The 11,106-nt window shown below is 66.6% G+C and carries 6 protein-coding genes and 1 pseudogene; 4 read left to right on the forward strand and 3 right to left on the reverse strand.

Going from position 1 to position 11,106, the window contains the following annotated elements:
* Nucleotides 1-2,354: S8 family serine peptidase (locus tag ADK66_RS25270; RefSeq protein ID WP_053659546.1), on the reverse strand; the 2,354-nt coding region annotated here is incomplete at its 3' end.
* A 327-nt stretch (nt 2,355-2,681) separates the two neighbouring features.
* On the opposite strand from ADK66_RS25270, the gene ADK66_RS25275 reads away from it, so the two are divergent.
* Both ADK66_RS25275 and ADK66_RS25285 read left to right on the forward strand, forming a co-directional pair.
* Nucleotides 2,682-3,251 (forward strand): NADAR family protein, encoded by a 570-nt coding sequence (locus tag ADK66_RS25275; RefSeq protein WP_053659548.1) that lies wholly within the window; start codon nt 2,682-2,684, stop codon nt 3,249-3,251.
* A gap of 856 nt (nt 3,252-4,107) precedes the next feature.
* Nucleotides 4,108-4,500, forward strand: coding sequence for a hypothetical protein (locus ADK66_RS25285; RefSeq protein WP_053659552.1), 393 nt, complete (start codon nt 4,108-4,110; stop codon nt 4,498-4,500).
* 373 nt (nt 4,501-4,873) lie between these two features.
* On the opposite strand, the gene ADK66_RS25290 is transcribed toward ADK66_RS25285, so the two are convergent.
* Complete coding sequence (locus tag ADK66_RS25290) at nt 4,874-6,589, reverse strand: hypothetical protein (protein ID WP_053659555.1); 1,716 nt, start codon at nt 6,587-6,589, stop codon at nt 4,874-4,876.
* Between the two features lie 622 nt (nt 6,590-7,211).
* Here ADK66_RS25290 and ADK66_RS25295 point away from each other — a divergent pair.
* Nucleotides 7,212-9,731 (forward strand): S8 family serine peptidase, encoded by a 2,520-nt coding sequence (locus ADK66_RS25295; RefSeq protein WP_082377652.1) that lies wholly within the window; start codon nt 7,212-7,214, stop codon nt 9,729-9,731.
* 253 nt (nt 9,732-9,984) lie between these two features.
* The gene (locus ADK66_RS32450) at nt 9,985-10,293 is read left to right on the forward strand and encodes an IS3 family transposase (RefSeq protein WP_053659558.1); all 309 of its coding nucleotides are present in this window, start codon (nt 9,985-9,987) and stop codon (nt 10,291-10,293) included.
* Between the two features lie 120 nt (nt 10,294-10,413).
* Here the strand turns inward: ADK66_RS32450 and ADK66_RS31000 are convergent.
* A pseudogene (locus ADK66_RS31000) lies at nt 10,414-10,971 on the reverse strand (transposase family protein); the annotation flags it as partial.
* Nucleotides 10,972-11,106: the final 135 nt, after the last annotated feature.

Here is an 11,106-nt window from a genome sequence, read left to right on the forward strand (position 1 = left end):
GTTGGAGGCGGTGTGGTGGGGGGAGGCGTGGTCGGCGGTGGCGTGGTGGGCGGTGGCGTGGTGGGGGGAGGCGTCGTCGGCGGCGGCGTGGTGGGCGGTGGCGTCGTGCCGCCGTCGAGGGTCAGCTTCCAGCCTTCGAACATGCCTTCATAGTCGGCGACGTTCTCGACCCGCAGTTTCCAGGTGCCGGCTGTGGGCTTGCTCGACAGATCGGTGATGAAGGTTTCGCGGACGTTCGCTCGGTACGACCCCACGTAGGCATCCTTGAGCAGGATTGCCTGCCCGTCCGGCGCGATGAGGGAGACTCGAAGGTCTCGGCCGTACTGGTGACGGATGTTGGGCTCGATGTAGCTCTTGGTCGACGGCGCCAGGCCGCAGGCGGCCACGCTGATTGACGATTCGACAGTGCCGGCGGCCGGTATCCGCAGGTTGGTGGTGGTGCGGCCACCACATGCTGGTACCGGCAGGTCGGCGCCCGCGAGGTTGATCCGCCACGAGTCGAGGAACCCGGTGCCCGAGTGCAGGAGGTCGTTGAGCCACAGCATCCAGGTGCCATTCGCGGTCTCAGACGACAGGTCGTGGGTGAAGGTGTAGTCGATGTCGTCGCTGTCGCCGCCGGTGCGGTCCAGCAGGTAATACCAGGTGCCGTCGGGTGAGAGCAGCCTTATGTCGAGGTCACCGATGCCAGAATGGTCGATGTGCAGCTCGATGGTGCTGTTGCGAGCGGCGGCGCCGGGACAGTCGGTGATCGTGATGGGGACCAGAGGGCTATCGCCCTGGGTGATCGCCGTGTCGGTGCCGTTCGAGCCGACGCAGCCGGCCGGGTCGTTAACGTGTAGCTGGAATGCCGTCGCGCGGGTCGCACCCGTTCCGGTGCCAATCACTGTGATGGTGTAGTCGCCGGCCATGGTTGTCGACGCTGTGTTGATGGTGAGAGTCGTGCTGCCGTTGGAAGAGACGCTCGCGGGCTGGAACGTGGCGGTGGCGCCGTCGGGTAGGCCGCGGGCCACCAGGGAGACCGGTTGTGTCGTGCCGTTTGTGACGGTCGCAGTGATGGTGGTGGAGATGGTGCCGCCGGCGGTGACGGTAACGTTGGCGGGGGTGGCGGTCATTGCGAAGTCGTTGGCCGGGGTGGTGGCGCTGACGTGGAGCAGCCGGTTCGGCGAGCCGACGCCCGGATTGGTCACCACGCCGGGGGTGCTGTCGGCCAGGAGTGCCTGGGTCACCTGCGCCGGGGTGTAGGTGGGGTTGTTTGCCAGGATCAACGCCGCCGCTCCGGTGACGTGCGGGGTGGCCATCGAGGTTCCGGAGGCGGTGCGGGTGGCGGTGTTGCTGCCGATGTAGGCAGAGGTGATGTCGGCGCCCGGCGCGAACAGGTCCACGCACGTACCGATGTTGGAAAACGATGCGCGGGCGTCGGCGGCGTCGGTGGCGGCGACGGTGATCGCCTCCGGGACGGAGGCCGGGGTGTAGGAACACGCGTCGGCGCCGCTCTCGTTGCCCGCGGCCACCACGTAGGTGACGCCGTCTGCGATCGACCGCCGCACGGCGTCGACCATTGGCGCGTACGGCGGGCCGCCGAGGCTCATGTTCGCCACGGCCAACTCACCCGGATCATGGTCGCCGGTCACCCAGTCGACGCCGGCAAGAACGTTCGAGGTGGTGCCGCGGCCGTCGCAGTTGAAGACGCGTACGGCCACCAGTTGGACGTTCTTGGCCACACCGTAGGTGGTGCCGCCGACCGTGCCGGCGACGTGGGTGCCGTGCCCCATACAGTCGATGGCGTCGGCGTCGTTGTCGATGAAGTCCCAGCCGGACACCGCCCGCCCGGCGAACTCGGTGTGGGTCAGGTTGATCCCGGAGTCGATGACGTACGCCCGCACGCCCGGTGACACGCGAGGATAGGTGAACGAGTTGTCCAGCGGCAACGCGCGCTGGTCGATCCGGTCCAGGCCCCAGGACGGTGTCGGGCTCTGCACGCCTGCCACGTACACCGTGTGGTTCTGCGTCACGGAGGCGACGGCCGGATGGGCGGCGAGGCGACGGGCGCCGCGCTCGGAGAGTCGGGCCTCGAAGCCGCGCAGGGCGTGCCGGTAGACCCGGCCGACGCCGCCGCCCTGCTGTGCGGCGAGGTCACGGGCGGTGGTGTCCACGGCGGTGGCTCTGACGGCGGAGTCCCGCAACACGACGATGTAGGAGCCGGCCACGGCGGTCGGGCCGCCTGTGGCGAGGATGTCACCTTCGGCCGGGGCGGCCATCACGGACACGGTGCTCGCCGCAAGAGCCAGCACGGTTGCTGCGGCCGCGATGCCGGACCGGAGCAGGGCGGGCCTGCGTGGTCCCGTCGGTGTCATGAGTACCTCCCTGTCGAGAGCGACGCGCCCGGGACCGGCCGGCCCCGTCGAGCACGTCATCCGACAGGGCGGGCGGATCTCCGGGCAGCCGTACCGCCAACATCATGAACACACGACTACTCCCAATGCCAGAGATGAACGTCGAATTTTTGACTCAGCAACAAAAATCTCCGTGCGTCGCAAGGCCCCGAGGTGGCCCGCCTCGAATCCAAGGGCAGGAGGGCCGCTCTCGGCCCGCTCAACCCCGGGGAGGACGGCCGGCGAACCCGCGACCGGCAGTGCAAACCTGATGGCGCGTGGCCAAACGGCTCTGGCACCCTGCCGAACATGCCCGACACCACCTCCTCGCCGCGCAGCCTGCCTGAGCTGCGGGCGTTCGCCGCTGCGGGCGGGCGGGTCAAGTACCTGTTCTTCTGGGGGCACCAGCCCCAACCGGACGGCAGCGTCGGACCGGGTTGCCTGAGCCAATGGTGGCCGGCCCCGTTCGTCGTGGACGGGATCCTGTACGCCACCGCCGAGCACTACATGATGATCGGCAAGGCTCGCCTGTTCGGCGACGAAGCGATCGCCGCGCAAATGCTCACGGCGCCGCACCCGGGCGCGGTTAAGGCCCTGGGCCGGCAGGTCCGCGACTTCGACCAGGCCACCTGGGATGCGTACAGCTTCGACCTGGTCGCCGCCGGCAACGTGGCCAAGTTCAGCCAGCACCCTGACCTCGGGCGGTACCTGTCCCGCACGGGCAATCGGGTACTGGTGGAAGCCAGCCCGATGGATCGGGTCTGGGGCATCGGTCTTTCCGCGACGGACCCACGCGCCCACGATCCGGCCCAATGGCGCGGCCGCAACCTCCTCGGGTTCGCGCTGATGCACGCCCGCGCGCAGCTCGCCACCGCATGAACCTCAGGATCCGCGTACATCAGGGACGGCTCGGCGCCGATCAGTACCGCCTCGTCCGCCGGCCGAACCGGTGACCGGCGCGGTGCTGATCGACAACAATCCCTGGTTCGTCTTGGAACTCAACGCCGAGGCCGCGTTCACCATCACGGGCCTGTGGATGCTGGCAGCCCGGTCGCGCCGCACACTGATCCATCTGCCGCTACGGGCAAGCCGCCACCGGAGCCCTCCCTCGCCACCGTGCCCGTCGGTGAGCTCGATCTGGTACTCAGTCACTACGACCTGCAGTTCGCCCCGAATCGGTGGAAGCAGCTACGCCACCGCCTGGGAGCCGGGGCTCCGCACACCATCTCCTGGAACCTGAACGACGTTCCCGCCTGGGACGAGGTCCACGAACTCAATCGCCAAGCCCGTCGGCGTTCCTTTAACAGGGACAGGTTCCACCAACGCCTGCACGCTCACACCCTGTTCATGGCCGGCAACGCGGTCGCGTTCCGGCGCACAGCCCGGTACGTCCTCGACATGGCGCTTCAGCGACCCGTGCGGCGGAAGGGATGGCGGCGGTTTCCGGCGGAGCATCGGGGCGCGTACCTGGTGGATGTGGCGCGGGCCTACCTGCGCGTGGGTGATGTGCGTGCGGCGGCGCGGGCGTTGGTGGACGCGGACAGTGTCGCGCCGGCTGAGGCTCGGTGCCGGCCGTGGCGCGTACTGAAACTACCTCAATCGTCATCAGACTCAGGCGGACGCCAGCTTCCGAGTGACCCGCCCGGACTACGTCGCTTCAGGTGCTTGACCTGTCAATTTTCCGCCGGTAGGTTAAATTCGCAACGATAAGCATCTATCTGTGAAAGGGTGAACCGTGCTGTTGAAATCCATCGCCATCGCCATCGCCGCGTCCGTCGCAGGCCTGCTGGCCACCGCCCCCGCCGCCTCGGCGGCAGCACCCGGAGTGTCGATACAAGGCTGGGGGTCCGGGAACTGCCCGCAGGGCATGCTCTGCATCTGGCCCAACTGGAATCACCCGCCGCAGGGTCCCGTCGAGACGCCGTCTCTGACGACCAACAGCGAGTGGACCGGCAGCATCCAGGGATTCAACTTCTACAACGGCACAGGCCGCGACGCCGTGATATCCGGGTTCACTTTCGGCTCGTCGATTCCCTTCAAGAACTGCGCTCCTGCCGGCGGGACCGGGGGCGACCTGTATATACCGGTCAACGTGACGAAGGTGACTTGGCAGCTGACCCCCTGCTGATCCTCCACTGGGCCTTTCCGAGTAAGCGGCACGGTCGCCCTGGTGTCCCAGCTACGGGGATCACCGTCAGAACAGGCCACGGGAGTAGCCGCTGGTCGAGCCTTGCGCCGCCACGGTCAGGGCGTTGAGCTGCGACTGCGCCGTCGCCTTCGACGGGATCCCGGGAGGTGCGGCCGAGGCGGGCTGCCCGCTGATGCCGACGTGTGGATCTCGGGTTTACGGCGCGCTGGCGGACGCGCGGCCCCGGACCGGTGGGGGCCCAGGACCGTGCGCGGCGGAGCCGCCGATGCCTACCCGTTGCAGGGCCGCGACGAGTGGCTCCTGCTTCTTTCCGCCACCCGGCGCGAGCCCCCGTGACGCGGGTGCCGGACCGTCACTTCTTGCGGACGTTCGGCTTTTGTCCGGCCACGTACGTCATCCAGGACGGACGCTGGCTGCTGCCGCCCCTGTTACGGGGCTGACGCTCGCGCTCCTGCGGTTCGACCGCCGTATACGAGGCTGCCGCCGCTACGGAGGTGTTGTTGCCGCTGGACGCCTGCGAGCCGGTGGGACCAGACGGTGGCGTGGTGGGAAGGTCCGGAGCCGCACTCGAGCTGCCGTAATTGCCGTAGCTCATGCCGCTGACGACTGGCCCTGGAGCGACGTTGTGCACCGGCGCGGGAGTCACGGCGTACGGCAATGCGGGCGCCGTGGAGACGTAGGGCATCGGAGGCTCCGTAGCGGCGAACTCTCCCTCCGCGTAGTCCAGCGGTTGATCGCCGTAGCTGTACGGGCGCGGGCCGATGGTCAGGCCGTCCATTTGCTCGTCGAGCGAGCGCGTGGGCGAGGAGTTCGTCGTCTGACCCGGTGCTGGCCTCGGGTATACACCCGACGGAATGGACGGATCGCTGAGGTCGGGCATGCGGGTCATGTCGTAGGCGGTGACGAACTGCTTCTCAGCGTCCGATACCCGGTCACGCCAGCTGTTGCGGGAGTGGTGGAGCAGGTTTCCGCCGACTTGCCAGTTCGAGGCTCCGCTGACCTGGCCCGGGCCGGTATACGCCTCGTTTACCGGAACCGTCGTGTCGGCGAGGGTCTTCGGCGCCACGCTGTAACTCAAGGGGTTGCCCGGCGTATACCCGGACTGCGCCGGCGGCGCGTAATTCTGGATGTACGCCTCGGCGATCGCATGCATGATGGTGCCGCCGATGAGCTGCTGCCGCCTGTCGTTGTGCTCGCGGTGATCGAGCCAGTGCGCGGTGGGGAAGTCGTTGTTGTTCGGGTCGATTGCCTCGAGAGCGAAGGGCTCATTGGCGCGCAGGCGGATGTTGCCGGCGTCCAGGTCCTTCTGCACGACGCTGTGAGCGTAGCCCAGCTGGTTGGCGGTGACCTCGGCGAAGAACGCGCGCCCTCGGCTGCCCTTGGACCCCATGACGAAGGCGTCCAGATGAGGGGCTGAGACGTGGCCAGGCTGCGCGTGGTCGAATCGGTGCGGGCTCGACTCGCCTGGCACGTGGCTGATCCGTCGGTGGACGAAGTTGGGCAGCAGGATGCCTGTGGATTTCTTGATGTGCAGGTCTGCCTGGATGCCTCGGGGGCCGATGACGCGGTTGATCGCGCTGTTGAGGAAGGCGTTGTCGCTGCGGCGCTGCGGTGCGCCGGGGATCACGTCCGCGCCGAGGTCGAAGTAGACCATCTTTTCGGCGAAATCCTTGTGGCCGCTGCTCAGGATGCCGGTCGCGGCGATGTCCTTCACCGCGCTGTAGTTTCTGTTCTCCATATGCATCCGCACGTAGCCCGCAAACCAGCTGGCGTCGTAGCTGGAACCCACTGCCGCCATCTCCCGGCCGGCCAGCTCAGCGACGCGCGTGCTCACCCGCATGGTGTCGATGTCGAGCTTCTCCGCCTCGGCGAGTGCCTCGGACCAGTCCTTGGAGATGCCGGGTCGCATCTGGTCCTTACCGTCGCGGTACCAGATGGTCCGCGGCTCATACATGAAGTGCAGATCGTAGTGGCTGCCGAAGTTCTTCTGCAGGTTCTTGTAGCCCTCCTTGCCCCACTCGGGCGGCGCGTCCCCAGCCCAGATGAAGAAGAGATCGTGTTTGGGCATCCGCTGCTCCTTACCGTGGTGGTCCCGTCTCAACGGGGGTACACCAGAGCAGGTTCACCAAAGTGGGCTGCGTCACATGGCGCGTCACGTGTTTGGCGTGCGATCAGCGACGACGACTCGTGGCTTCGCCGTCCACACCGGACCCACTCGTAGCCGCGCTGCCCGTAACCCGCGGCCGCAGACCGGTTCGGCTTCGGCCTCGGCGGACTCAGTCGTCGCGCAGCACACTCCTCCGCTCGACTTCGCCGTCTCGAAGGATCGCGCGACGGCTGCCTCCCATCTGCGCAATTAGTCCATCACGGGCAAGTCGCACACCACCTCCACGGAGTCAACCCGTGACCCGATGCATGGCAGTTATTAATATCGATATAGATCGTCGCTTAACTGTTCCCGGCGAGCCGATGTTGACCCCTTGACGAGGGGCTTCTGCCGCAGTCTAATTTGGTGTCCATATAGGGGAGGCCGACTTGCGGGAGAGTTCCAGTTCGCCGTTCCGACGTTCATGCGTCGGCCCGCGCGGCAGTCGGGATCCCGAACAAAGCCAACAACATTCGCTGCTTGATAAAGGCGGCAGGATTGCGCCCCCGCCCGCTGGAGATCGACCCTTCGGAAGGAATCGGAGATGAGTATGAGTTTCTTGAGTCGGCGGGATTTACTGCGTCGAGTGGGAGGCACCTTTATTGCCGGCGCAGGCATCGCCTTGTTTCCGGCCGGGTTCGCCTCGGCATCGCCCAAGGCCGGCCTGACATCAACCCCCGGCAGTACAGCCGGCGGACCGGCGTATCCGGGAGACCCCGGTTTTGTCGCCAGGACGCCGGGGGAACTGGGTGCTGCCAAAGCCAGTTGGGAGACGCCGGAGTATGGCTACTACACCGGCCACAATCCTGCCAACCCTGGCACAGCGATCGACTCCCCATGGCAGCTCGTCGCGGTAAACGCGTCCACCGCCTTCGCCCTCGGGTACCGCGGGCAGGGCGTCGCGCTGGGCATGATGGACTCGGGCTACCGGCCTACCCACGAAGGATTCCAGACCGGGTTGATCGTTCCGGTGAGAGCGGAGGGTATCTACGGCACCTCCGGCTTCGGGTACCGGAACTCAGCAACCCCGGCGAACCCGTTTGTTGCGGGCCAGCGCTTCACTGTGGCCGGTGACCAGCCGAGGACAAGTGACTGGAGTCACGGGACCGGCATGCTTGGCGTCACCTCTGGCATTCGCGATGGCAAACAGCAGCACGGCATCGCTTTTGGCTCGACGATGTACGTCGCCATGACCGGCGGTTCCGACACCCAGTCCCACGGTCCCTTCCACGATTACGTGTACTGGCGCACGGCGAACCAGGCACTGGTCGACGCGGGCGCCCAGGTCATCAACAGCAGTTGGGGCTCTTATGTCCAGACACTTGACAGGAGCCGCTTTGACGGCCTGGGTAACGACCTTGGGGTCGGTGGAAACCTCGCCAACGCTTACCAACTGCGCGGCAAAGACAGCGCCAGCGCCACGGCGATGGCGATCATCCTCCCCAACGAGCACCTGAAGGATCTGGAGTACCAGTTCTTCCTCTTCAAGAAGAGCTATTCGGAAGACGGTATTCAGTACAACCCGAACCACCCCGGACGCTCCTTCATGGATGCCATCTGGGACGCCATCAAGGACAGCGGCACCGTAAACGTCCGGTCGGCCGGCAACAACGACTGGAGCAACCCGTTCTTCCGCCCGGCGTACCCCTTCTTCAATCCCGCGGCGGAAGCGCAGTGGGTATGCGTCGGCGGGGTGCAGCCTCCCACCGCGGACAACCCCGAATACACGAAGCAGTTCGGGTACAACGAGGCGGGGCTCGCCAAATGGTGGACCGTGTCCACCCCGTCGAACAGTGTTCGGACCACGAACAGCGGTGGCGACACCAACTATTCGAACTCGAGCGGAACGTCTCCGGCGACGCCCGTTGCGACTGCGGTGATGGGGGTTCTGCTCTCCCGCTATCCGAACATGGACGCCAAGCAGGTCCGTGATCTGATGTTCACCACGGCGAACAACAAGATGTCCGACGGGGTGCGGTTCCTCGGCACCGGGCAGACCTCCCCCTCCGGGGCATCCATCGCGTGGACCGCTCCCGACGGAGTTCCGGACGCGCGCTGGGGCTGGGGCATCCCCAATCTGGACAAGGGCATGTACGGCCCCGGCCAGTTCCTGCGCCCCATGACCTACAACATGGACAAGGCGCCCCTGGACGTCTGGTCGAACGACATCAGCCAGATCGCGATCAAGGCAAGGGAGCGGGAGGATCGGGAGTGGCTGGCGGCCTACAAGAAGCAGGGCACTGCCTTCGCCGGTGAATTCAGCCCCAACGTACTGAGCCCGGACGGCACGCTCAGCGAGAACGCCTTCATGCTTCAGGGCATTTTGGCTGATCCTTACGTCCAAGCCATCACCAACGGCCGCCCGGAACTGTACGACAAGATCAGCTATGGGGACGCTACCAACTGGCGCAAGGAATGGATGGACGCGCGCGCGGCCTACATTCAGAACAACATCGACAACAACCTCTACACGGCGTCTCTGACCAAGCAGGGCTCCGGGATGCTGATCATGTCGGGCCGCGCCACCTACGAGGGCGGCACGACGGTTGAAGGCGGCAAGCTTTCGATCGCCGGCTCGCACGCGAGCTCGGTCGCCGTGAAGGGCGGCACGCTCGGCGGCAGCGGTTTCGTGGGAGGCAGCATCCGCGTCACCAGCGGCGTGCTGCAGCCCGGCCTGTCGGCCGCGGAAGCGGCGTCCGCTCTGTCCGTCAGTCTCACCGATGTCGCACAGGGCAACGTCCTGAAGGTCGGCGGCGACGTGACCATCAGCCGAGCGGGTCGCGTCGCCATCACCATTTCCGGCGACCGTGACTACACGAGCGTGCGGGCCACGGGTGCCCTGGTGCTGGACGGCGAACTCACCCTCGACGTTCGCGCGCCCATCACTCCGGGCACGGTTCTGACGATCATGAGCGGGGCCTCGATCAAGGGCAACTTCCACTCCATGCCGGAACGGCGGGTCCTGAACGTGGGCGGCCACATGTTCCGGGTGTCCTACAAGGGCGGCGCCATGACGCTGACCGCCGAGCGGACGCTGCCGAAGGCACGGTCCGGCAACGCCTAGCCACACGTGGCCTGGTCAGCCAGGCTCAGGTTCGCCTGAGCCTGGCTGGCCAGGCCCTTGCCCGACCTGGCCGCGTTGACGAAGCTGCCACCACTGAGCAAGCGCAAGTGGCTCGCGCCCTTCTGGGCTTGACCCGTTTCGACGGACAGGGTCGATGTGTTGATCTTAGTCAGGCTGCCTGGACCGGGTCTGCTGCACCGATAGGTGACATCTGAGATGGCTTGCCCTGACGGCGAGTTGGAAGGATGTCGCTGTGCCCAAGCCCTACCCCCGAGAGTTCCGCGATGACGTCGTGCGTGTGGCTCGTGACCGCGAGCCAGGCGTGACCGTCGAGCAGATCGCCAAGGACTTCGGAGTCCACCCGATGACCTTGTTCAAGTGGCTGCGCCAAGCCGACATCGACGCCGGCGCCACCCCCGCGACGACCGGCACCGAGTCGGCCGAGCTGCGCGAGGCCCGCAAGCGGATCCGGTTGTTGGAGCAGGAGAACGAGGTTCTGCGCCGGGCGGCGGCGTACTTGTCGCAGGCGCATCTGCCGGGAAAAGGCTCTACCCGCTCGTGAGCGAGCTGGCCGCCGACGGAATCCCCGTCGCGGTGACGTGCCGGGTATTGAACATCGCTGGAGCAGGAGGTCGACAAGGCCGGCGGTCCGCGCCTGGGTGAGGTCGTGCATCGAGCCTGGCCGAGTCTCGCCGCAGAACAACAGCCGACCAGCCGGATCGCAGATCACCAGCGCTTTCATCGTGTTCAGCCGGGCCTTGCCAGATACGAACCGGTCCCTACCCGCCCGCCCCTCGACCGGGCGGCGGACCCGCACCTCGGTGGCGTCCATCAACGCTCGCGGGTGCTGACCCAGGTATCCGACCACGTCGGCGAGAGTGCGCAGCCGGACGCCGTTATGCACCCGGCAACCCCGCTCGGCCAGCAGCGGCCGCACTTCGGCGATGCTGCGGGAGACCGTCGAACGGTGCACTCCGAACCAGGCTGCCACCACGTCATGGGTCAACCCGTGCCGCAGGTGCACCAGCGTGGCCAGCAGCCGGTCGGCGAACCCGAATCGGTGCTTCGCACCCGCGCCGACGCGGCGACGGCGCGTTCGCGTCGTGAGCCGATCACGGTGGCGGGCCTGCCACCGTGGTCCCAGTTCCGCGACCAGGCCCGCTATCACCTGCCGGGACAGACCTGTCATCCGAGGGTTCATCATGATCGCAGCACCAACCATGACGCCAACAACGATCATCGATGCTCAAGGACTCGCAACCGTGCACGAGGTCGTTAGTGCCTCGTCATGCGGCCTTGAACGGGTAATCGGGATGGCGGATCTTGGAGTTGATCGCGTATCCGGTTTTGGGTTGGGCGTGTTGGTTGCGCCAGC

Source organism: Micromonospora sp. NRRL B-16802, from assembly GCF_001279555.1.
Classification (GTDB): Bacteria; Actinomycetota; Actinomycetes; order Mycobacteriales; family Micromonosporaceae; genus Micromonospora; species Micromonospora profundi.

Coding starts and splice junctions, on each gene's coding strand:
- ADK66_RS25275 (WP_053659548.1), top strand. CDS start 2,682: ATGCCCGACACCACCTCCTCGCCGCGCAGCCTGCCTGAGCTGCGGGCG.
- ADK66_RS25290 (WP_053659555.1), bottom strand. CDS start 6,589: ATGCCCAAACACGATCTCTTCTTCATCTGGGCTGGGGACGCGCCGCCC.
- ADK66_RS25295 (WP_082377652.1), top strand. CDS start 7,212: ATGAGTATGAGTTTCTTGAGTCGGCGGGATTTACTGCGTCGAGTGGGA.